We start from the raw sequence: 22909 nt of genomic DNA on the forward strand, positions 1-22909 counted from the left end.
ACGCTAACCGGCGCCCTGGCGCAGGGCTTCTCCATTCCTGCTCGACTTGGGTTCGGCCGGGCTGCGCAGGGGCCGGGTCGCGAACCTGGCAAAGCAGGCGGGCATGGCCTCCACGGCGTCGTGCGCACGGCCGCGGTAGGCGCTGGGCGATTCACCCATGAGCTCGGTGAACCGCGAACTGAAGGAGCCCAGGGAGGTACACCCGACGGCCATGCAGGCGTCCGTGACGGACGCCCCGGCCCGCAGCAGCGCCGCCGCCCGCTCGATGCGCCGGGTCATGAGGTAGCCGTAGGGGCTCTCGCCATAGGCGGCGCGGAACTTGCGGGAGAAATGGGCCGGGGACATGAACGCCTTTTGGGCGATGGTGGGCACGTCGAGGGGGAGCGCGTAGTCGCGGTCGATCGCGTCCTTGGCCCGGCGCAGGTGCGCGAGATTGGCGAGCTCCTCGGGGGTCATGGGTTGAGGCTACCACCGCCGAAGGGCGCCCCAAACGGTAACCTTCGTTGGCTTGAGGCGAAGCCGGAGGATACGTTGGAGTCATGAAGTATGCGAACTCCGTCCTGGACCTCATCGGCAACACCCCCTTGGTCAAGCTCAACAAGGTCACCGAAGGCATCCAGGCCACCATTTTGGTGAAACTTGAGTACATGAACCCGGGCGGCTCCGCGAAGGATCGGATCGCCGTGAAGATGCTCGATGAGGCGGCGAAGGAGGGGCGGATTCGCCCCGGCGGGACGGTGGTGGAACCCACCAGCGGCAACACCGGTGTTGCCATGGCCATGGTGGCCCAGGCCCGCGGCTACAACTGCATCTTCGTCGTTCCGGACAAGGTGGGCGAGGACAAGCGCGCCGTCCTGGCGGCCTACGGCGCGGAGGTGGTGGTGACCCCGACGGCGGTTGCCGCGGACAGCCCGCAGTCCTACTACGGGGTCTCCGACCGCCTGGTCCAGGAGATTCCCGGCGCCTACAAGCCGGACCAGTTTTCCAACCAAAACGGCCCGCTGAGCCATTACGAGACCACGGGACCGGAGATTTGGCGGGACACCGAGGGCAAGGTCACCCACTTTGTGGCCGGCGTCGGCACCGGGGGCACCATCACCGGCACCGGCCGGTTCCTGCGGGAGGTCTCCGCGGACCGCCCGGCGAGCGAGGGTGGGGAGGTCCGGGTCATCGGCGCCGATCCGGAGGGCTCCGTCTATTCCGGGGGCACCGGCCGCCCGTACCTGGTGGAGGGCGTGGGCGAGGACATGTGGCCGGCCTCCTATGACCCGAAGGTCCCGCACGAGATCATCGCCGTCACCGACAACGACAGCTTCGCCATGACCCGCCGGCTCGCCCGCGAGGAGGGCCTGCTGGTGGGCGGGTCCTCCGGCATGGCCGTGGTGGCCGCGCTGGAAGCCGCCAAGGGGCTGGGACCGGAGGCCGTCGTCGTCGTCCTCCTGCCGGACAGCGGCCGGGGCTACCTGGCCAAGATCTTTGACGATAAGTGGATGCAGTCGTACGGCTTCCTCAAGGTCACCGACGAGCCCGCCATCGGCGACGTGCTCAAGACCAAGAACGGGCAGTTGCCGGACCTGGTCCACATCCACCCGAACGAGACCGTCCGGGACGTCATCAACCTGATGGCCGAATACGGGGTCTCCCAGATTCCGGTGCTCTCCGCCGAACCGCCCGTGGTGATGGGCGAGGTGGTCGGCTCCGTGGACGAGCGCACGCTGACCGGCAAGCTGTTCCGGCACGAGGCCAAGCTGACGGACAAGATCACCGACCACATGCAGCCGCGGCTGCCCATCATCGGATCGCTGGAACCCATCTCCGCCGCGCGCACCAAGCTGCAGGACGTGGACGCGCTCATGGTGACGTTCGTGGGCGCCCCCGTCGGCGTGCTGACCCGCCACGACCTCCTCAACTACCTCAACGACTAGCGGCCCCCGCGCCCGGCGGGCAACACGACCGGACAATTTTAGGAGAAATACCATGACCGAAGGTTTCAACACGCGCGCCGTCCACGCCGGGCAGTCCCCGGACCCCACCACCGGGGCCGTCATCCCGCCGCTGTACCAGACCACCACCTTCGCCCAGGACGGGATCGGCAAGCTGCGCAACGGCTACGAATACGGCCGCGGCACCAACCCCACCCGCGACGCCCTCCAGAGTCAGCTCGCGGCCCTGGAAGGCGGGGACTTCGCGTTCAGCTTCTCCTCCGGCCTGGCCGCCGAGGACGCCCTCATCCGCGCCCTGCTGGTCCCGGGCGACCACATCATCATGGGCAATGACGTCTATGGCGGCACCTACCGGCTGATCAACCGGGTCCTGTCCGTGTGGGGCATCAGCAACGCGGCCGTCGACATGTCCGACGCCGGTGCCCTGCGTTCGGCCGTCGCCGCCGGCGGTCCCGAGGGCAAGACGAAGATGATCTGGGTGGAGACGCCGTCGAACCCGATGATGAAGATCACCGACATCGCCGCACTGGCCGAGGTGGCGCACGACGCCGGGGCCCTGCTGGTCGTCGACAACACCTTCGCCTCGCCCTACCTGCAGAACCCGCTGGCGCTGGGCGCCGACGTCGTCGTGCACTCCACCACCAAGTACATCGGCGGGCACTCGGACGCCTCCGGCGGCGCCGTCATCCTCTCCGACGCCGCGGCGGCCGAGAAGATCGGCTTCGTCCAGTTCGCAGTGGGCGCCGTCTCCGCGCCGATGGAGGCGTGGCTGACCACCCGCGGGCTCAAGACGCTGGGGGTGCGCATGGAGCGCCACTCCGCCAACGCCCAGGAAATCGCCGAATGGCTGCTGACCCGCCCCGAGGTGGAAAGGGTGCTCTACCCGGGCCTGCCGGACCACCCCGGGCACGAGCTCGCCGCCCGGCAGATGCGCAATTTTGGCGGCATGATCTCGGTGCAGTTCAAGGGCGGGGAGGCGGCCGCACGGAAGGTCGCCGAGTCCACGCACCTGTTCACCCTGGCCGAGTCGCTTGGCGGGGTGGAGTCGTTGATGAACTACCCGTCGGAGATGACGCACGCCTCCGTCAAGGGCACCGAGCTGGCCGTGCCGGTGAACCTGATCCGGCTGTCCGTGGGCATCGAGGACGTGGCCGACCTGATCGCGGACCTCACCCAGGCCCTCGACGCCCTCTAAACCCCCTTCGGGGGCGCGGGGGCTCAGGCGCGGGGGGCCGGGACGCCCCGGCGGGCAACGGGGTCGTAGGTGTAGACCGGCTTGCCGCCGATGAAGACCGTCAGGGCCCGCTGCATGACATCCAGCGGGTCCCCGCTCCACAGCACCAGGTCCGCGTCCTTGCCGACGGCGAGGGAGCCGATCCGCTCCGCCAGACCCAGCACCTTGGCGGGATTGATCGTGACGGCCCGCAACGCCGTCGCCCGGTCCAGGCCCTCCTTCACGGCAAACGTGGCCTGGTGGATGAGGAAGTTGATGGGCACCACGGGGTGGTCGGTGATCAGGGAGATCTCCACCCCCGCGGCGGCAAGCTTGCCGGGGCTCGCCAGGGACCGGCCCCGCAGTTCCGGCTTGGACTTGGTGGTGAACAGCGGACCAATCAGCACCGGCGTGCCGCGCGTGGCCAAAACGTCCGCCAGGACGTGCGCCTCGGTGCCGTGGTCCAGCACCAGGTCGTAGCCAAATTCGTCGGCGAGCCGCAGGGCCGTGGCGATGTCGTCGGCGCGGTGGCAGTGCTGGCGCCAGGGGATTTCCCGGCGCAGCACCATGGCCAGCGCCTCCATCTGCGCATCCCGCGGGCGCGGCTCCGGCTTCGCCAGCCAGTTCTGCGCCGCCATGAACGCCTGGCGAATCACCAGTGCCGTGCCCAGCCTGGTGGAGGGGGTCTGCTTCTTCTCCGCGTAAATGCGCTTGGGATTCTCCCCCAGCGCCGACTTCAGCCCGCTCGGGGAACGCAGCACCATCTCCTCGATGTACCGTCCGTGCGTGTGCAGCGCCACCGCCAGCCCGCCGATGGGATTCCCGGATCCCGGGTTCACGTTTACGGTCGTGATGCCGCCGGCGAGGGCGTCGTCAAAGCCGGGGTCAAAGGGGTCGACGGCGTCAATGGCCCGCACCGCGGCCATGACCGGGTCGGTCATCTCATTGACGTCGCTGGTGGATCCCACCTCGCCCTCGGGGTGCAGCCCCAGGTGCACGTGCGCGTCAATGAAGCCCGGCAGCAGCCACTGGCCCTTGGCGTCCAGCACGTCGGCGCCGGCCGGGACCTGCACGGACGCGCCCAGGGCCAGGATCTTCCCGCCCTCCACCAGGACCGTGCCGTCGAAGGGGTCGCCGTCGATCGGGACCACGTGGGCATTGGTGATGGCCAGGACCCGCCTTTTCGCGGCGGCCGCCGCCTCACGGATCGCGGCGCTGATCGCGGCGGTGTCGGCCGCCGGCCGTGCGGGGGCGGTCCTGCCGGCCTTGCCCGCACCGCTCGGCTTGCCCGGGGTCGCGGGCTTCGTCACCCGTCCCGGAACAAATGCGGGCCGGGGGGTGGGCTGTGGGGAGGTCATGACGGCCTTTCGAGGCGTGTGCGCGGATGGTGCGGGGGCCGGGGCGGGCGCCGGCCTGAACCGCCGGTCTCCGCGGGCCCCTCCCCAAACCTACCGTCTGGGCAGGCCCGCCGGCTCTCCCCGCCCCGGAGCGGCGGCCCGCCCCGGGGCGGCTAGGCTGGGCCCATGCAGGGAAAGATTGCGCTCGTGACCGGCGTGGGCCGCAGGGTGGGCATCGGTGCCGGCATCGCCCGGGCGCTCGCCGCCGACGGCTGGGACCTGGTCCTGAACTACTGGCAGGACTACGACGCCCGCATGCCCTGGGGTGTGCAGCCCGACGACATCAGCGCCCTCGGCGTCGAGCTTGAGGCCGCCGGCGCGCGCGTGTGGGCGCTGCCGGCCGACCTCGGCGACCCGGCCGGCGTCGAGCACCTCATGGCGCGGATCGCCGAAGTGGCGGGGCCGTTGCGGGGGATGGTGCTCTCGCATTGCGAGTCGGTGGATTCGGGCGTGCTGGATACGACGCTGGAGAGCTTTGCGCGCCACTTTGCCGTCAACACCCGCGCCAGCTGGCAGCTGGTGGCCGCGTTCGCCCGGCAAATCACGCCCGACGGCGGCGCCATCGTCGCGCTGACCAGCGACCACACGGCCCACAACCTGCCCTATGGGGCGTCCAAGGGCGCCCTGGACAGGATCGTCATTGCCGCCGCGCGCGAACTGGGCGGGCAGGGGATCAGCGCCAACGTGCTCAACCCCGGCCCCGTGGACACCGGCTGGATGGACGAGCGGGTGCGGGCGGAAATGACCGCGCTGCAGCCGGGCGGGCGGCTGGGCACCCCGGCCGACGTCGCGCCCACCGTGGCATTTCTGCTCTCCCCGGGCGGGCGCTGGGTCAGCGGGCAGCTGCTCAAGGTCGACGGCGGCTTCTCGGCGTAAGAGTCCCGCGCGGTGGATGCGCGGCGGCCCTGCGAGAATAAGCGGTATGGCACGCGGCATCTTGCGGATCTTTCTGGGGGCGGCCCCCGGCGTGGGTAAAACCTACGCCATGCTCACGGAAGGCCGTGTCCAAGCGGCGGCCGGCGTGGATGTGGTGGCCGGGATCGTGCTGGACCGGGGCCGGGCCCAAATCCGGGACCAGCTGGCCGGGCTGGAACAGCTGCCCACTCGGAACATCAGCTACCGGGACGTGGACTATGCCGAACTCGACGTGGCCGCCCTGCTGGCCCGCCGCCCGGCCCTGGCCCTGGTGGACGAATACGCCCACTCCAACGTCCCCGGCGCCGGGAACGCCAAACGCTGGCAGGACGTGGAGGAGCTGCTGGCGGCCGGCATCGACGTCTACTCCACCCTTAATGTCGAGCACCTCGCGTCCCTCGGCGATGTCGTCGAGGCCATCACGGGTGTGCGGAAGCAAGAAACCGTCCCGGATGAGGTGGTGCGCCGGGCGGACCAGATCGAGCTGGTGGACCTCCCGCCCGAACTCCTGCGCCAGCGGCTGAGCGCGGGCAAGATCTACGCGCCGGATAAGGTGGATGCCGCGCTGGCCAATGACTTCCGGCTCGGCAACCTCACGGCGTTGCGCGAACTGGCCCTGCTGTGGCTGGCCGACAGGGTGGAAGAAGGTGTGGCCCGGTACCGGCAATCGCACGGCATCGAGGCCAGCTGGCCCACACGCGAACGAATTGTGGTGGGGCTGACCGGCGGGCCCGAGGGCGACTACCTGCTGCGCCGGGCCGCCAGGATCCTCAGCCGGGTCAGCGGCGGGGAACTGCTGGCCGTGCACATACCGCGCTCCGACGGCGTGGCCGGGAACTCCCCGCAGGAACTGGAGGCCCAGCGCCAACTCGTCACCGATCTGGGCGGCACCTACCATTCGGTGGGCGGCGACGACCCCGCCGAGGCACTCCTGGACTTTGCCCGCAGCGTTGGCGCCACCCAAATCGTCATCGGCTCCTCGCGCCGCAAACCGTGGCGCGGCATTTTTGCCGGTCCGGGCGTCGGCACCAAAGTGGTCCGCGACGCCGGCGACATCGACGTGCACATGGTCCCGCACCCCTTGGGCGGCAAGGGCCGGGCGGCGCTGGGGCGCGGGGAGTTGAACAGCTCGCGCGTGGGGGCCGGGTTTGCCCTGGCCCTGGTGCTGCCCGTGCTGGTGCAGCTGGGCGCCGGGCATCTGAGCCTGCAGCTGGCCATGCTCATCCAGTTTGCCGCCGCCATCGCCGTGGCCCTCGTGGGCGGGCTGCGCCCCGCCGTCGCCGCCGCCGTCTGGAGCAGCCTGCTGCTGAACTTTTACTCCGCCCCGCCCGTGGGAACCCTGACCATCAGCGATCCCGAGAACCTGCTGGCCCTGGGCATCTTCCTGGTGACGGCCGTGGCCGTGGCGCTCGCGGTGGACAAGTCCGCCCGCAGGTCCCGCGAGGCCGCCCGGGCCGGTGCCGAGGCGGCCACGTTGAGCGAGCTGGCCCGCGGCATCCTGGCCTCCCAGGACACGGTCCAGGTGTTCCTGGAGCAGGTCCGCGAACACTTTGGCATGCGCACCGCCGTGCTCTTTAGTCGCGACGGGCCCGGACTCTCCGCCTGGCACCCGGATGCGTCCGTGGGGGAGGACCCGCCCCGGACCCCCGAGGAGGCGGACAACGTGGAGGAGGTCTCCGACCACTGGGTGCTGGGCCTTGGCGGGCGCATCCTGCCGGCCAGCGACCGGCGCCTGCTGGGCGCCTTTGGGGCCCACCTCATGGCATTGGAGCAGCGCGAGGCGCTGACCGTCAGCCAGCGCGAAAACCTGCAATTGGCGCAGGACAATAAGATCCGCACCTCCGTGCTGCGCGCCGTGTCCCATGACCTGCGCACGCCGCTGGCCGGGATCAAGCTGGCCGTGAGCAGCCTGCGCCAAAGCGATGTCCGGTTCTCCGCGGAGGACGAGGCCGAGCTGCTGGCCACCATTGAACATTATTCGGACCGCATGGATGCCCTGGTGGGCAACTTGCTGGACATGTCCCGGCTCAGCGCGGACATGGTCTCCCCGGTCATGGGCCCGGTGACGTGGCCGGAGGTCCTGCCGGCGGCCCTGCGCGGGGTGTCGGACGAACGCATCCGCCGCGAGCTGCCGCCGAACATGCCGCCGGTGGAGGCGGACCCCGGCCTGCTGGAGCGCGTCATCGCCAACATTGTGGAAAACGCCGTGAAATACGCGCCGGATTCGGAAGTGCTGGTGGTCGGCTCGGTGGGTGGCAGCGGCAGCGCCACGGTGGCCGGGCGCCCGGCCAGCGAGCTGCGCATCGTGGACCACGGAAAAGGGGTTCCGGACGCCAATGTGATGGCCATGTTTCGCCCCTTTCAAAGGCTCGACGACGTCTCCTACGGCGCGCAGGGCGGCACCGGCGTGGGCCTTGGCCTGGCGGTGGCCAAGGGCTTCACCGAGGTCATGGGCGGGGTGCTCGAGGCCGAGCAGACGCCCGGCGGGGGACTGACCATGATCATCCGGCTGCCGCTGTCCACCGGCGCCGGCCTGGAAACACCGTGAGGAGGGGACGGGCATGAGCACGGTCTTGGTGGTTGATGATGAGCCGCAGATCCTGCGCGCGCTGCAGATCAACCTGCACGCGCACGGTTACCAGGTGGTGCCGGCGCCCAACGGGGCCGCGGCGCTGCTGGCCGCGCAAACGCACGCGATCGACGTCGTCGTGCTGGACCTGGGGCTGCCGGACATGGACGGGCTGGAGGTGATCGCCGGGCTGCGCGGGTGGACGGAGGTGCCGATCATCGTCCTCTCCGCCCGGCACGGCTCCCATGACAAGGTGGAGGCGCTGGACGCCGGCGCCGACGACTACGTGACGAAACCGTTCGGGCTCGATGAGCTGCTGGCCCGCCTGCGGGCGGCCACCCGGCGGGCCGGCACCCGGGTCGATGAGCCGCTGGTGGAGACGGACGAGTTCACGGTGGACCTGGCCAACAAGCGCGTCACGCGGGACGGCGCCCCCGTGCGCATGACGCCGACCGAATGGAGCGTGCTGGAGCTGCTGGTGCGCAACCCCGGGCGGCTGGTCAGCCAGCGGCAGATCCTCTCCGAGGTGTGGGGGCCGGCCTACGCCAAGGAGACCCACTACCTGCGCGTCTACATGGCCCAGCTGCGGCGCAAATTGGAGCCGGACCCGGCCAATCCGGCGCATCTGCTCACGGAGGCCGGCATGGGCTACCGCTTCCAGCCGTAGCCGGCATCCGGCCCGCACCCCGGCCTGCCGTAGATTTATGGCATGAACATCCCAGCGCCCCGGCTCGGCACCGTCCTGGCCGTGTGCCGGGTCCACCAGCTGGCCACCACCCGGACGGGATTCGGCACCACTGCCATCGACAAGCGGCCGGTTGACGGGCCGGCAAGCGTGTTGACGTACGGGGTGTTCGGCGATGTCCAGGCGGACCGGGAAAACCACGGCGGGCCGGACCAGGCGCTCTATGCCTACTCGCAGGAGGACAGCGACTACTGGACTGCGGCGTTGGGCCGGGAGATTCCGCCCGGACTTTTTGGCGAGAACCTGCGCACCCGGGGAGTCGAGACCACCGGTGCCGTCATTGGCCAGCGGTGGCGCGTGGGCGCGGACGTCGTCCTGGAAGTGACCTCGCCCCGGGTTCCGTGTGCAACCTTCGCCGAGCGCATGGGCGAGCCGCAATGGGTCAAGAGGTTCACGCAGGCGGGCCGGATCGGCACGTACCTGCGGGTCCTTCGGCGAGGCAAAGTACAAGCCGGGGATGCCATCGCGGTGGAGTACACGCCGTCGCACGGCATCACGGTGGGCAAGTTCTTCTCCAACCCCACCCTGGCGGATGTGAACGTCCTCCAGGGACTGCACGACGCCGGGGAACTCACCTTAAGTGCCCACTACTGGCCGTATTTCGCCAGGATCCGCCAGCAGGCCACCTGACCACCGGACGGGAGCTGTGCGGAATCTCACGGGCCGGCATCGACACTACCCGTCCGGGGTGGGTAACCTATGCCGTACAATTTAAATATCCCCCACTCCGGTATCTCCTTTTTTATTTTCTGCCCAATTCTTGAGGCAGGAGCCTGAAGTGTATGGGGCCCGCTGTCATTGTGCGGGCAAGTTGCGTTCATAGGGGATTGCCGGCAAAGAAAACGCCATACGGTGTTGGCACCCGCTGACACCTGCGTCCGTGCAAACGGCGTACCGCTATGGCATGGAAGTCCTGCCACGGGATGTGCATTGCGGCTGGATTTCTTTGTAATGCGGCACCCTCGCCGCCTGGCCCTATGAATGAGGACATCCTTACCATGCCCGAAAACCTGACCGAAGAACCCACCAAAGTCGCCGTTGACCACGACGAGGTTCAGATGACCTTTGCCGACCTGGGCATTGACGGCCGCGTGCTGTCCGCCCTCGTCGACGTGGGCTATGAGACGCCCTCGCCCATCCAGGCGGCCACCATCCCGCTGCTGCTCGAAGGCCGCGACGTCGTCGGCCTGGCGCAGACCGGAACCGGCAAGACGGCCGCCTTCGCCGTCCCGGCCCTGTCCCGCATGGCCGAGCTGATGGACCTGAACGGCCCCACCAAGAACACGCAGATCCTGGTGCTGGCCCCCACCCGCGAGCTGGCCCTGCAGGTGGCCGAGGCCTTCACCTCCTACGCCAAGTACATGGACAACTTCTCCGTCCTGCCCGTTTACGGCGGCTCCGCCTACGGCCCCCAGCTGGCGGGCCTGCGCCGCGGCGCCCAGGTTGTTGTCGGCACCCCGGGTCGCGTCATTGACCACCTGTCCAAGGGCTCCCTGGACCTCTCCCACCTGCAGTACCTGGTCCTGGACGAGGCCGATGAGATGCTGCGCATGGGCTTCGCCGAGGATGTGGAGCAGATCCTCTCCCAGACCCCGGACGAGAAGCAGGTGGCCCTGTTCTCCGCCACCATGCCCGGCGCGATCCGCCGCATCTCCAAGCAGTACCTGAACAATCCGGCCGAGATCACCGTCAAGTCCAAGACCACCACGGGCGCCAACACCCGCCAGCGGTACCTGCAGGTCATGGGCCCGCACAAGCTCGACGCCCTGACCCGCGTGCTCGAGGTTGAGGAGTTCGACGGGGTCATCGCGTTTGTGCGCACCAAGATGGCCACCGAGGACCTCGCCGACAAGCTCAAGTCCCGCGGTTTCCAGGCGGCCGCCATCAACGGCGACATCCCGCAGCAGCAGCGTGAGCGCACCATCGAGGGCCTGCGCGACGGCCGCTTCGACATCCTGGTCGCCACGGACGTTGCCGCCCGCGGCCTGGACGTGGAGCGCATCTCGCACGTCATCAACTATGACATCCCGCACGACACCGAGTCCTACGTGCACCGCATCGGCCGCACCGGCCGCGCCGGCCGTTCCGGGGACGCGATCCTGTTCATGACCCCGCGCGAGAAGTACCTGCTGCGGGCCATTGAAAAGGCCACCCGCCAGCCGGTGGAACAGATGCACCTGCCCAGCGCCGAGACCATCAACAGCCTGCGCCTGGGCAAGTTTGCGGAAAAGATCACCGAGACGCTGGCCAGCCAGGACGTGGCGAAGTTCCGCGACCTCATCGCCAGCTATGAGCAAGAGCACGACGTTCCGGCCGCCGAGATCGCCGCGGCCCTGGCCGTCATGGCCCAGGGCGGCCAGCCGTTGCTGGTCAACGACCTGCCGGCCGCGCCGGAATACCAGAAGCGTGAGCGCTCCAAGGACGGCTTCGGCTCCCGCGGCCCGACCCGGACGCTGACGGAGGGCAATGCCACCTACCGCATCTCGGTGGGCCGTCGCCAGCGCGTCATGCCCGGCTCGATCGTGGGCGCCATTGCCAACGAGGGCGGGTTGTCGTCGGCGCAGATTGGCGGCATCGACATTCGCTCCGACCACACCCTGGTGGAGTTGCCGGCCGAATTGAGCAAGGACCAGTGGCGGGCCCTGAGCCGGACCCGCATCGGCGGCGAGCTGATCAACCTGGAACTGGACAAGGGACGCCGTCCCTCCAGTGGCGGCGGCTACAACGACCGCAATGACCGCGGCCAGGGCGGGTTCAAGAAGAAGTACGACGGCGATCGCGGCGGCTACCGCGGCGGCGACCGGGACCGCGGTGCCGACGCCGGTGACCGCGGCCAGGCCCACACCGGCCACGGTGGCGGCGACCGCCGCCCCCGCCACGAAGGCGGCAGCCAGAACTTCAACAGCAAGGGCAAGTGGTAATTCACCCTTGATGCGGGCGGCGCTGCCGCCCGCATCATTGCCGCAGTCGCAGTGTGGGCGGTTCCAGCCGGTGGTTGGAACGGCCCACACGGCGCTTAAGTTCAACCGTCCGGGGCGGCCCGTGTGAGATTTCTCATGGCGCCTCGCGGTGATGGATTTCGGCCCGGTTCGGGCGCCGTGGTGTGCGCGCGGAAGGAGTCCGGCGGGGGAGGGGAACTCGATTTCGCATCAGGGAAAACCACTGGTAAAGTATTTTCTCGTTGCCCCCCTAGCTCAGTGGTAGAGCGCGTTCTTGGTAAGAACGAGGTCACCGGATCGATTCCGGTGGGGGGCTCACAAATGGGTGGGCTCGTGTCAAGACGGTTTTGGCCGGCAAGCACGGGCCTGACCCATTTATGGCGGCGTAGCTCAGTTGGTTAGAGCGCACGACTCATAATCGTGAGGTCGGGAGATCGAGCCTCCCCGCCGCTACAAAAACAGCAGGCCAGGAACCCCACGGTTCCTGGCCTGCTTTGTCATGGGCGGGCACCCGTGACGTCGAGCCGGGGGTGGCGGACGTGCCCACTGCGGTGTGTACTGGGAGGGGAGAGGCGCCGGGCTCCGCCACCGTGACGAAAGGACTTGTTGTGGACAGGGTACTGATCATCGGGGGGCACGGAAAAGTTGCGCTGTTGCTGGCGCCCCTGCTCAACGCGGCCGGCGTGGAAGTCGCCGGCGTGATCCGCAATGCCGCGCAGATTGACGATGTTGCGGCGGCCGGGGCCACGCCCGTGGTCCACGACGTCGCATCCTCCTCCGCGGAGGAGCTGGCGGCGCTGCTGGCGGGCTATGACGCCGTGGTCTGGTCCGCCGGGGCCGGCGGCGGCAGTCCCGAACGCACGTATGCCGTGGACCGTGACGCCGCCATCCGCTCCATGGACGCCGCGGTCGCCGCCGGCGTGTCCCGCTACGTCATGGTGTCCTACCTGGGGGCCGGCCCGGACCACGGCGTACCCCCGGACGACAGCTTCTTTCCCTACGCCCAGGCCAAGGCGGCCGCCGACGACCACCTGCGCAGCTGCGCACTTGCCTGGACCATCCTGGGGCCGGGCGCGCTGACCCTGGACGCGCCGACCGGAACCATCGCCACCACGCCCGCACCGCACCGGCGCAACACCTCCCGCGGCAATGTGGCCCTCGTGGTTGCGGCCGCGCTCAAGCGCCCGGACACGATCGGGCGGACCATAGAATTCACCGACGGCGACACCCCCATTGCCGAGGCGCTGACCCTCTAGGGCCGGAGCGCCCGCCCGTCCCGCTCGCCGGATGCACGGCCTTTTCTTGACCCCCGCCCGGGTTCGGGTGTGCACTGATGACACCCGCACGCACGACGCCGTGCCGCGGGGCAACCCGAACGGGCCGAGCCGCCGCAGGGCATGGTCCGGCAAGGAAAGGGCGCCACATGGGCATGCTGAGTACCTGGCTCCGGCGGTTTCTCTGCCCGCCCCGCGTCCCCGAGGTCCCGGCGGTTCCCGCGCCCCCGAGCCTGGAACCGGTATTCGTGCGCTGGTTCACCGGCATGGCGGCCGTCGTGTCCGTGACTCTGTGGCTGGCCATGGCCGAGGTGAACCGGCTGGTGGCCGACGCCGCCACGGCCACCGGACGCAGCGCCTCGGCCAGTTCCCTGCAGGCGCTGGATTCCCGCCTCGGGCAGGAGAACTGGAAACTCTGGAGCACCCTGTCCTCCGGGCTCCGGGTGCAGGTGGCCAATCTGCTGGGCGTCTACACGGTGCTGGACCTGCTGTTTGCGGTCGCCTACCTCAGCCTGCTGTGGCGCTTCTTCCGGCCCAAGGCCCTGCCGCAAGTCCTGCTCGCCGTCATCGCCGCGGGGGAACTCGGCGAGGCCCTGCTCCAGCTCGGTGCCGTCGCCGGGCTGCGTGCCGGCGCCGTGCCGGACATCCTGGGGCCCTCCCTGGTGGCAACGTGGGCCAAGTGGGGCGGCCTGGGCCTGCTGGTCGTGGCCGTGTTCGGCTATGGCACTTTCCGGGACAGGCTCCGGCGTTCGCTGCACCGGGCACGGCGTGCCCTGTTCTTCCAGCGCGTGTCCGTCGCCGTCGTCGTGCTCATCTCGGTGCTGTCGCTGCTGCCCATCCCCGGCGTCAGCGACCAAATGCCGGACACCGAACGCGCCTGGGCCCCGCACGGGCCGGCGTCCTTGCACTTCTGGGTCACCAGCGCGGCCGTGCTGGTCGTCGGCGCCGGACTCTTTGCCCTCGGCCGCCGGCGCAGCGAACTGGCCTGGGACCTCTTCTGGCCCGGACCCACGACCCCCAAACTCCGGCCGAACTACCTGTGGTGGACCTATGGGCCGGCGGTCCTGCTGCTGGGCATGCTCCTGGTGATCGTCACCGGCGGACTGGTCAACTGGCCCAACGACCAGTTCTGGTATTTTCTGGCCGTCCCGCTCGGGCTTGCGGGCCTCAGCCTCGCCATCTCCGTGCTGCTGGGACGCCAACTGCCCGCCGCCGCCCATCCCGCCGACCCCGGCCGGGCCGTGGACATCTGGCGCTGCGGGGACGTGCTCTCGATGGTGTTTGTGGCCGCCGGCGGCATGGCCCTGGTGCGGTCATTCACGGCGCCCGTGGCGCTGGAGCTTGCCGCGCGGATGGCGGGGCGCGGCGTCGGCCGCGGCGCCGTCGACGCCGGCTGGTCGCCGTTCTTCCTGCTGGCCGGCTTTGTCATTGTGGTCGCGGCCTTCCCGCTGGGGGCGTTGATCGTGCGCCTGAGCTGGGACAGGCTGCTGATGCCCCCCGTCCGTGCCGGCAGCGCCACAAAAAGGGTCTCCGCCGCCACCGTGGCGGTGTTCGCCGTGGTCCTGGCCGGCCTGACGTTTGTGCCCACGGGCTTCAGCAACTACCTGGGCGTGGCGGGCACCGCGGTCCTCGCGGTCGGGTCCTGGGCCATGGTGGTCGGGTTCCTGGTGGTGGCCCTGCAGCGCCAGCGGCCGCTGCCGGTGTTCGAGCGGCTGGGGCTGCGGGCCACACCCGTGCTGACCATCATCGCCGTCGTCCTGGCCCTCGGCTCCGTCAACGGCGGTGATCCACGCCTGCACGCCGTCCGGCAGGCCGCCGACCCGGGCGTCGGGGCCGCGCAGCCCGTCACCGCCCGCGAGACGCTCCAGGAACGATTTGACGCCTGGCTGGGCACCAGCATCGGCTGCCGGCAAACCATCCCCGGCGCCGCCGCGCCGGCCGGCGTGAGGATCCGCCCCATGCTCCTGGTGGCTGCCGAAGGCGGCGGCATCCGCGCCGCCAGTTGGACGGCGCAGGCCTTTGACGCGCTGGCGTCGGCGGGCCCGTGCGGCAGCCAGGCCGTGCTGTTTTCCAGCGGCGTCAGCGGCGGCTCCCTCGGACTGACCCTGGTGCACCTCTACGGCGGGCCCCGGGCCGTGGCGCTGATGCCGGACGTCGCGGATACGCGGGCGCTCGCGGCAAGCGTGGCCGGGGCCGCGGTGGGGGACATGATTGGCTCCGGCACCGGCCTCATGGTGCCGACGACCATCGACGGCGCGCGGGCATGGAATGACCGGGCCGGGCTGATGGAGTCCCTGTGGACCCAATCGGCCGCCAGGCTGGCGGAACCGTTCACCGCGGAAGTCGCCGGCCCGGCCGGCGCGCTGATCCTCAATTCGACGGATGCGCTCAGCGGCTGCCGCCTGTTGATCAGCCAGCTTGACCTGCCCGACCCCGCGGCGGCGGTCCCGGCCGGGACCGTGCACCCCTCCTGCGTGGACAGCCGCAGCCTGCCGCTGTCCATCGACCTCTATGACCAGCAAAGGACATGCCCGCTGTTCCTGCGCTGGTCCACGGCCGCCCTGCTCTCGGCACGGTTCCCCATCATCTCCCCGGCCGGCCGGGTGGCGGCGGTGACCGCCGACGCGCAGGGGCAGCCCGGATGCCGGACGGACGGCGGCTACCAGGCCATCGACGGCGGCTACTCGGAAGGCTCCGGGCTGGGGACGGTCAGTGACGTTTGGCCCGCCCTTGCCGAGATGATCCGCAACCACAATGCCTGCGCCGGCGCGCCCGGCGATGCCGGGTGCGCCGGGGCCCCGGTCACCGAGGCCACCCGGGACATCATTGTGCCGGTCTTCCTGTACCTGCAAAATTCGCCCGGGGCGGACATTGTCCCGCGCGCGCCCAAGGCCGCCGGTGAATTGGCCATTCCGCTGGTGGGCCTGAACGCCAAGAGCCTGCAGTCGGCGTCCTCGACCTGGCTGCAACGGCTCGAGGGGTCCGCGGACGTCTGCCCACTGGCACAGGCAGAGAGCGCGTGCCAGCGGGCCGCCGCCTACGTGCGCACGGCACTCAACGGCCATGCCGCCGTCGTGGTGGCCCCCAGCAGCGTGCCGGCCCTGGTACCGCCGCTGGGCTGGTCGCTGTCGCCGATGAGCCAGGCCCAGCTGACCGCCGCGATGCGGACCGAGGCCGGCACGCTGGCGGGCCCGGGCGCCGCGCCCAGGTTCGCCAACCTGCTGGCGTTCCTGCGGCGCGCCGGATAGGTGGTGCAAATCGCCAGCCCCCGCAGCCCTGTGTTGTAGGGAGACACAACATCATTGGCCGCCCGGCCCGTATACGGTAGATGTATGTCTAGCACCGTCGGCAGCGCCGCATCGAACAAACCCGTCCGCCCCCGCAACATTCCGGCCGAGATTGCCCGGTCCTGGCTTCTGGTGCCCGCAACCCGGCCCGAGATCTTCGACGAGGCGGCGAACTCCCGTGCCGACGCCATCGTGCTTGACATCGAAGATGCGGTCGACCCCAAGAACAAGGCCGATGCCCGCGCCGACGTCATCAAATGGCTGCGCGACGGCGGCAAGGCATGGGTGCGCATCAATGACGTGCACTCGGACTTCTGGGCCGACGACGTCGCCGGGCTGCGCAACAATCCCAACCTCTTGGGCGTCATGCTGGCCAAGACGGAAAACGCGGAGCAGGTCAAGGAGACCTACCACCGCCTCGACGGCAAGACGCGCGTGCTGGCCCTGGTCGAGTCCGCGCTCGGCATCGAGGAAGCCAACAACATCGCCCGCGCCGAGGGCGCCTTCCGCCTGGCGTTCGGCTCCGGCGACTTCCGCCGCGACACCGGCATGGCGGCGGACCGTGAGGCGATGGCCTACCCCCGGGCCAAGCTCGTGGTCGCCAGCCGGGTCGGCAACCTGCCCGGCCCCATCGACGGCCCCACCGTGGGCACCAACCACCCGATCCTGCGCGAACAGTCCGCCATCACGGTGACCATGGGCATGACCGGCAAATTGTGCTTGGCGATCGACCAAACCACCATCATCAACGAGGTCATCAGCCCCACCCCCACCGACGTCGCCTGGGCCACCGACTTCATGGATGACTTCAACGCCCGCGGCGGCGTCATCCGCGACGGCTCCGACCTGCCCCGCCTGGGCCGGGCCGAAAAGATCCTCAAGCTGGCCGTGGCGTACGGCGTCCAGCCCGCCGTCTAGTTCGATGTCTGAGCCCCTCGAGCCCCTCGAGCCCACGGGCCCGGGGGCCGGCTCTGCCCAGGCCCTGGTCCGCGGGGTCTCGTGGACGCCGGCCGGGCCCGCCCTGTCGCTGACCACGGACGACGGCGACACGTATCTGCCGCTTCGTCCCGGGCAGTGGCTGCGGTTCCGGGTGCGGTCCGGGGTGGGCGTGCCCGCCCGGTACTGCCTGGGCTACACGGTGGTGCAGGGGCCGACGGATACGCGGCATTTTGCGTGCCCCACACACCAGCCCGCAGCGCGCGGCTACCAGTGCGGCTCATGCTTTGCCCGCGACGACTTCCGGTTCATGCACGATTTCCACCGCAGCGGCATCGCTCCTGCCGGCCTGAGGGCCTATTTGGCGCAGCCGCACTGGCTCTACATCGCCACCTTTGCCGACGGCGCCGTCAAGGTCGGCACGGCGTCGCAGCGGAGCAAGTGGAGCCGTTTGGCCGATCAGGGGGCCGTGGCGGCGCAGTATGTGGCGCGTGCGCGCGACGGTTCCGTGGTGCGGGTCCTGGAGGACCTGGTGAGCAGCGACTTGGGGTTCACGCAGTTTGTCCGCGGGAGCGCAAAGTTTCATGCCTTGCTTTCACCGCGGCCACCGGCGCTGCTGGAGACCGCCAATGGTGAGGCCGCCGGGCAAGTCCGTGCGATGCTCGACGGGGTTGCCCTGGACGGCTTTGACGTGGTCCGCGAGTCGTGGGAGCCCAGCCCCTGCTCCGGCACGATCACCGGACCGACTCCGCGAATCGCCTATCCCCGACCGCTGGATGCCGGAGGGCACGGAATGCGGCTGGAATCGATGGCCGGCAGCCACGCACTGGTCACCCTTGACGACGCGGACCCGGTGTTTTTGGCGGACCTGTCGGCGCTGAAGGGCCGCAAGATCCACTGTGGCGACTACGCAACCGACGTCCCGGCCCTGCAGGAATCCCTGTTCTAAGAACTCATCTAGACTTGAATGGTGCTTAACGACTTTTGGGAAACTGCGCCGGCCGCCTACAAATATGCGGTCTTTGGCGGCATGGGCCTGACCGCGCTGGGCATCATCATCGTTGTCATCGGCGCCCTCTCGAGCACGCCGGCACTGACGTTTGTCGGATTGCCCTTCATCGGCGTCGGACTCGTGGCGCACATGGCATCACTGTTCCTGCGCGGGCGCGCCGTTCGCAAAGCGCTCAAGAAAGCCGAAAAGCGCGGCTGATCCGACCCCCGCAAAATCGTCACGGCCATTGCCACGAGGCGTCAGTGGGCTGCCGGCTCGCCCTTCGGGGCCGTCCGCAGCGTGCGCAGGCACATGACCGCGGCGCCGAGCATGAGCGCCACGCCCACCATGGACACCAGCCCGGAACCGGAATCAAAGGCATGCCGGGCCGACTCAAGCAGCGCGGCGGCCTGCTCCGCGGGCAGCCCGGCGGCAACATCGATGGCACCGCCCAGGGTCTGGCCCGCCGCTTGCCGGTCCGCGGCCGCGAGATGGGCTGGGACGGCAACATTGAGGCGGTAGGCGGCGGCCAGGATGCTGCCCAGGACGGCGGTGCCCAACACCGAGCCGACCTCGTAGGCGGTCTCCGAAATGGCCGACGCCGCACCGGCCTTGGCGGGCGGGGCCGCGCTGAGAATGAGGTCGTTCGAGATGGTTTCGGCCACGCCGACGCCGGCCCCCAAGATGGCGAACGCGATCACTATGCCGGCCACGGACCCGCTGCCATTGAGCCAGACGGACAGGAAGCCGGCGGCATTGAGCAGCAGGCCGCCCGCCACCAAGAGCGACGGCCGTACGTACCGGGCCAGTGATGCCGCCGCAAACCCCGTGGCAATGGAGATGACCAGCCCCGGGACCAGCACAAAGGCGGCCTGCGTGGGGGACAGGCCCACCACCAGTTGCAGGTGCTGCGTGACGAAGTACAGGAAACCGACCAGGGAAAAGATGCTCAGCAGGTTTGCCAGCACGCCGCCGCTGAAGACGGGGTTGGAAAACAGGCGGACATCAAGCATCGGGTTCCCTTGCCCGAGCTGGCGCCGCACAAAAGCGACGCCCAGGACCAGGCCCGCCGCGATCAGCGCCGCGTTCCAGGCCGTGAGCCCCGTCTGGGCGACCTCCTTGATGCCAAAAATGGTGGGGACCATGGCGCCGAGGGACAGGGCGATGCTCACCGGGTCGATCCGGCCCGGCGCCGGGTCCTTGGAGGCCGGCACAAAGATGGGCGCCAGGATCAGCAACGGAACCAGGACCGGGACGGACAGCAGAAAGACCGAGCCCCACCAGAAGTGCTCCAGCAAGAACCCGCCCACGATCGGACCCAGCGTGGCGCCGCCGGAAAAGCAGGCCGCCCACACGGCGATGGCGGTTCGGCGCTGGTCCTGGCGGACAAAAATGTTCCGAATGAGCGACAAGGTGGAGGGCATGAGCATGGCGCCGAACACGCCCAGCAGGGCGCGGCAGCCGATGAGCGTTCCGGCGTCGGGGGAGAAGGCCGCCAGCACGGACACGACGGCAAAGCCCGTGCTGCCCAACAGCAGCAGGCGGCGCCGGCCTAAGCGGTCGGCCAGGCTGCCCATGGGAACCAGCAGGGCCGCCAGGACCAGCGGATAGACGTCGATGATCCACAGCAGCTCCGGTGCCGACGGGACGAGGGCCAGCGAGATGGAGGGAATGGCGAAGCTCAGCACGGTGTTGTCCACGGAGACCAGCAGCACCGGCAGCATCAACACGGCCAGCGCCACCCAGGCTCGGGCCCGGGCTCGCGGGGATTCGTGGAGTGTGCCCGGTGCCGCTGCGTCAAGTGTCAAAGCCATGACAACAATTCTAAACCGTCTAGACGGTACAGTAAACCGTCCGGACGGTGCAGTTCATCACTCTTGTAGGCTGGACTGATGACCAACCAACCGTCGGCCCGGGACCGGGTGCTGCAAGCCTATGAGGAATTGCTGATCAATGACGGGCCCCGCGCGGCGACCCTGGACGCCGTGGCCGCCGGCGCCGGCGTCTCCAAGGGTGGGTTGCTTTACCACTTCAAGAGCAAGGAAGCCCTGACCGCGGGGCTGTTGGAAAAACTGCGCGCCCTGGCCGCGCAGGACTTTGACCTCATGGCCAGGGATCCGGCCGGCTGCGCCAGCTACTACGTGCGCACCAGCGTCTTTGGCGGCACCACCTTTGATCGGGCCGTCGTGGCGGCCATGCGCCTGGCCCAGGGCGAGGACGACACCGTCAGGGCCGCATTCTCCGAAATTCACGCACGCTGGTACCAATTGATCCTCGGCGACGTGGGGGATCCCGCCGTCGCCCGGGCCATCATGCTCCTGGGCGACGGCTTGTACTACAACGCGGCCCTGTTCGGGCTGCCCACGTCCGAGAAGACCAGTGGGAGCGACGCCGTCGACGTCCAGGCGCTGTTGCGGGTGGTCGAGCAGATGCGCGCCGGCGCCCGGCCCTAGCGTGCGGGGCCCGCCGGCACAACGATAGGCTTGGGGCCATGACCATCAACCCGCAGCTGCAGGGGCGCAGCTATCCCGCCGGAGACGCATACAGCGTGGGCCGTGAATCCATTCGTGAGTTTGCCCGGGCCGTCAAGGCCGGCCATGCCGCCCATTTTGACGTCGCAGCCGCCCGGGCGCTCGGGCACGCMGACCTCGTGGCCCCGCCAACCTACGCCATCATCGTCGCCCAGCGCGCCGACGCCCGCCTGATCAACGATCCCGAGTCCGGCATCGACTTTTCCCGCGTGGTGCATGCGGAACAAAAATTCACCCACCACCGCCCCATCGTGGCCGGCGATGAACTGGTGGCCGAACTCCACGTCGACACCGTCCGCGCCATGGGCGGCGGGGCCATGATCACCACCCGCGCCGAGATTTCCAGTGTGGCCGGCGACGCCGTGGCCACCACCGTCTCCGCCATCCTCGTCCGCGGGGAGGGGCAGTGAGGAACATTGCAGATCTCGCCGTCGGGCAGGAAATCGGCGCACGCACCCTGGAAATTTCGCGGGCGGACCTGGTGAGGTACGCCGGGGCCTCGGGCGACTTCAACCCAATTCACTGGAACGAACGCTTTGCCCGGGAGGTGGAGCTGCCCGGCGTCATCGCCCACGGCATGTTCACCATGGGCGCGGCCGTGCAGCTGGTCACCGACTGGGCGGGCGATCCGGCGGCCGTGATTTCCTATGGAACGCGGTTCACCAAGCCCGTGCCGGTGGCAGACCTCGACGGCGGGCCGGGCGCCGTCGTCGAGGTGACCGGTATCATCGGCGCACTTGACGCCGACGCCGCCACGGCCCGGGTCGACCTGACGGTCACCCTCGATGGACAGAAAGTGCTCGTCAAGGCCCAAGCCACCGTCCGCGTGGCGTGAGTGATGTCAGGGCCTGGCGCAACCGGGTAATCACCGCGGACACCGGTTTCGGGCTGGTGCCGGCCTTCCTGCTGGCCCGGGTGGGGCGCAGGCCAACCCCGTCCGCGGGGGCCAAAAATGTTGCCGCTAGGCTTGAAGCGTGAGTGAAAAGATGCTGCTAAGTTCCCTGACCACCCTGGGCGTGGGCGGTCCCGCCCGCCGTTATGTCGAGGCGGCCACCGAGGCGGAGATCATCGCCGCCGTCCGGGCCGCGGACGACGCCGGTGAGCCCCTTTTGATTGTGGGCGGCGGTTCCAATCTGCTCGTCTCCGACGACGGCTTTCCCGGCACGGTCCTCAAGATTGCCAGCCAGGGGTTCAAGGCGACCTCGGAGGACTCCTGCGGCGGTGCGTCCGTGGTGGTTGCCGCCGGCCATGACTGGGACGACTTTGTCCACCAGTCCGTCCTGCACGCCTGGAGCGGGCTGGAGGCGCTGTCCGGGATCCCCGGGCTGACCGGGGCCACGCCCGTGCAAAACGTGGGGGCCTACGGCGCCGACGTCTCCCAAACGATCGCCGCCGTCCGGGTCTGGGACCGGGACAAGAACGCCGTGCGCACCTTCACCAACTCCGAACTGAAGTTTGGCTACCGGGACTCCATCATCAAGGCCACCACGGTGGACGGCTCGCCCCGCTACGTGGTCCTGACCGTGGAGTTCCAGCTGTTGCTGGGCCGGATGAGCGCGCCGGTGAAGTATGCCGAGCTGGCCCGCCGGCTGACCGTTGAGGTGGGCAGGCGGGCCGGCGCCCTGGACGTCCGGCGCGCCGTGCTGGCCCTGCGCGCGGCCAAGGGCATGGTGCTGGATCCGGCCGATCGTGACACCTTTTCCACCGGCTCCTTCTTCACCAACCCGATTGTCGGCGCCGCCGAGGCGGCCGCCCTCCCCTCGGACGCCCCCCGCTACCCGGCCGCCGACGGGGACCGGGTCAAGCTCAGCGCCGCCTGGCTCATTGAGCGGGCCGGCTTTGCCAAGGGCTTTGGGCTGGAGGACGGCGCGGTGGCCTCCGGCCGGGCCGCCCTGTCCACCAAGCACACGCTGGCCATTACCAATCGGGGCCGCGCAACGGCGTCGGACGTGCTGGCCGTGGCGCGCACGGTGCGCGACGGCGTCGAACGCAAATTCGGCATCACCTTGCACCCCGAACCCGTCCTGGTGGGGTGCAAGCTCTAACGCGCCCTGCCGCTTTAGGGCGCACCCCGTACTCCGGTAGGGGGTCAAGACGGCTCCCGGGTGTGATGTGCAGGGGTGCTGGGCTCCGTAGCGTTAATGCAAGATTCAGATACTTCCATTAACG

Annotated in this window: 19 protein-coding genes and 2 tRNA genes; 18 read left to right on the forward strand and 3 right to left on the reverse strand. The window is 69.5% G+C overall.

Annotated elements, in window-relative coordinates; translation table 11 throughout:
• Positions 1 to 3: 3 nt before the first annotated feature.
• Entirely contained in the window at positions 4 to 456 is a 453-nt protein-coding gene (locus tag AB4Y80_RS03275; protein ID WP_442211902.1) for a helix-turn-helix transcriptional regulator, read from the reverse strand.
• 83 nt (positions 457 to 539) lie between these two features.
• Between AB4Y80_RS03275 and AB4Y80_RS03280 the strand changes: the two genes are divergently transcribed.
• Both AB4Y80_RS03280 and AB4Y80_RS03285 read left to right on the forward strand, forming a co-directional pair.
• Positions 540 to 1925, forward strand: coding sequence for a cystathionine beta-synthase (locus AB4Y80_RS03280; RefSeq protein WP_442211903.1), 1386 nt, complete (start codon positions 540 to 542; stop codon positions 1923 to 1925).
• A gap of 52 nt (positions 1926 to 1977) precedes the next feature.
• Complete coding sequence (locus AB4Y80_RS03285; RefSeq protein WP_442211904.1) at positions 1978 to 3138, forward strand: cystathionine gamma-synthase; 1161 nt, start codon at positions 1978 to 1980, stop codon at positions 3136 to 3138.
• A gap of 23 nt (positions 3139 to 3161) precedes the next feature.
• Here AB4Y80_RS03285 and AB4Y80_RS03290 read toward each other — a convergent pair whose 3' ends face one another.
• Complete coding sequence (locus AB4Y80_RS03290; RefSeq protein ID WP_442211905.1) at positions 3162 to 4514, reverse strand: amidohydrolase; 1353 nt, start codon at positions 4512 to 4514, stop codon at positions 3162 to 3164.
• A 165-nt stretch (positions 4515 to 4679) separates the two neighbouring features.
• Between AB4Y80_RS03290 and AB4Y80_RS03295 the strand changes: the two genes are divergently transcribed.
• The 12 genes from AB4Y80_RS03295 (at position 4680) to AB4Y80_RS03350 (ending at position 18428) form a co-directional block, all read left to right on the forward strand.
• Complete coding sequence (locus AB4Y80_RS03295) at positions 4680 to 5429, forward strand: SDR family oxidoreductase (protein ID WP_442211906.1); 750 nt, start codon at positions 4680 to 4682, stop codon at positions 5427 to 5429.
• A 46-nt stretch (positions 5430 to 5475) separates the two neighbouring features.
• Positions 5476 to 8016 carry a DUF4118 domain-containing protein gene (locus AB4Y80_RS03300; protein WP_442211907.1) on the forward strand — a complete coding sequence of 847 codons (2541 nt, stop codon included), beginning with the start codon at positions 5476 to 5478 and terminating at the stop codon, positions 8014 to 8016.
• Positions 8017 to 8029: 13 nt separating this feature from the next.
• A complete protein-coding gene (locus AB4Y80_RS03305) occupies positions 8030 to 8704 on the forward strand; it encodes a response regulator (protein WP_442211908.1) in 675 nt (224 codons plus the stop codon).
• 42 nt (positions 8705 to 8746) lie between these two features.
• The gene (locus AB4Y80_RS03310; protein WP_442211910.1) at positions 8747 to 9412 is read left to right on the forward strand and encodes an MOSC domain-containing protein; all 666 of its coding nucleotides are present in this window, start codon (positions 8747 to 8749) and stop codon (positions 9410 to 9412) included.
• A gap of 347 nt (positions 9413 to 9759) precedes the next feature.
• Positions 9760 to 11703, forward strand: a complete 1944-nt coding sequence (locus AB4Y80_RS03315) for a DEAD/DEAH box helicase (RefSeq protein ID WP_442211912.1) — start codon at positions 9760 to 9762, stop codon at positions 11701 to 11703.
• A gap of 262 nt (positions 11704 to 11965) precedes the next feature.
• Positions 11966 to 12037: transfer RNA gene (locus tag AB4Y80_RS03320), tRNA-Thr, on the forward strand.
• Positions 12038 to 12100: 63 nt separating this feature from the next.
• Positions 12101 to 12174 (forward strand) — tRNA-Met (locus tag AB4Y80_RS03325).
• A 155-nt stretch (positions 12175 to 12329) separates the two neighbouring features.
• Positions 12330 to 12977 carry an SDR family oxidoreductase gene (locus AB4Y80_RS03330; protein WP_442211913.1) on the forward strand — a complete coding sequence of 216 codons (648 nt, stop codon included), beginning with the start codon at positions 12330 to 12332 and terminating at the stop codon, positions 12975 to 12977.
• 167 nt (positions 12978 to 13144) lie between these two features.
• On the forward strand, positions 13145 to 16243 hold the full coding sequence (locus AB4Y80_RS03335; protein ID WP_442211914.1) for a hypothetical protein: 3099 nt from the start codon (positions 13145 to 13147) through the stop codon (positions 16241 to 16243).
• Between the two features lie 84 nt (positions 16244 to 16327).
• Positions 16328 to 17200: an HpcH/HpaI aldolase/citrate lyase family protein gene (locus AB4Y80_RS03340; RefSeq protein WP_442211915.1), complete on the forward strand. Its 873-nt coding sequence runs from the start codon at positions 16328 to 16330 to the stop codon at positions 17198 to 17200.
• A gap of 4 nt (positions 17201 to 17204) precedes the next feature.
• The gene (locus tag AB4Y80_RS03345) at positions 17205 to 18167 is read left to right on the forward strand and encodes a DUF2797 domain-containing protein (protein WP_442211916.1); all 963 of its coding nucleotides are present in this window, start codon (positions 17205 to 17207) and stop codon (positions 18165 to 18167) included.
• 21 nt (positions 18168 to 18188) lie between these two features.
• Positions 18189 to 18428, forward strand: a complete 240-nt coding sequence (locus tag AB4Y80_RS03350) for a DUF3188 domain-containing protein (protein WP_442211918.1) — start codon at positions 18189 to 18191, stop codon at positions 18426 to 18428.
• 41 nt (positions 18429 to 18469) lie between these two features.
• Here AB4Y80_RS03350 and AB4Y80_RS03355 read toward each other — a convergent pair whose 3' ends face one another.
• Positions 18470 to 20023: an MFS transporter gene (locus AB4Y80_RS03355; protein ID WP_442211919.1), complete on the reverse strand. Its 1554-nt coding sequence runs from the start codon at positions 20021 to 20023 to the stop codon at positions 18470 to 18472.
• A gap of 78 nt (positions 20024 to 20101) precedes the next feature.
• On the opposite strand from AB4Y80_RS03355, the gene AB4Y80_RS03360 reads away from it, so the two are divergent.
• The 4 genes from AB4Y80_RS03360 to AB4Y80_RS03375 all read left to right on the forward strand — a co-directional run bounded on the left by AB4Y80_RS03360 (position 20102) and on the right by AB4Y80_RS03375 (position 22785).
• The gene (locus tag AB4Y80_RS03360) at positions 20102 to 20662 is read left to right on the forward strand and encodes a TetR/AcrR family transcriptional regulator (protein ID WP_442211920.1); all 561 of its coding nucleotides are present in this window, start codon (positions 20102 to 20104) and stop codon (positions 20660 to 20662) included.
• A 38-nt stretch (positions 20663 to 20700) separates the two neighbouring features.
• Positions 20701 to 21150, forward strand: coding sequence for an FAS1-like dehydratase domain-containing protein (locus tag AB4Y80_RS03365; RefSeq protein WP_442211921.1), 450 nt, complete (start codon positions 20701 to 20703; stop codon positions 21148 to 21150).
• A complete protein-coding gene (locus AB4Y80_RS03370; protein WP_442211922.1) occupies positions 21147 to 21575 on the forward strand; it encodes a MaoC family dehydratase in 429 nt (142 codons plus the stop codon). The genes AB4Y80_RS03365 and AB4Y80_RS03370 overlap by 4 nt, the downstream gene beginning before the upstream one ends.
• A gap of 151 nt (positions 21576 to 21726) precedes the next feature.
• Positions 21727 to 22785 carry a UDP-N-acetylmuramate dehydrogenase gene (locus AB4Y80_RS03375; RefSeq protein ID WP_442212111.1) on the forward strand — a complete coding sequence of 353 codons (1059 nt, stop codon included), beginning with the start codon at positions 21727 to 21729 and terminating at the stop codon, positions 22783 to 22785.
• The last annotated feature ends 124 nt before the right edge of the window (positions 22786 to 22909 follow it).

This window comes from Specibacter sp. RAF43, from assembly GCF_052114065.1.
GTDB lineage: Bacteria > Actinomycetota > Actinomycetes > Actinomycetales > Micrococcaceae > Specibacter.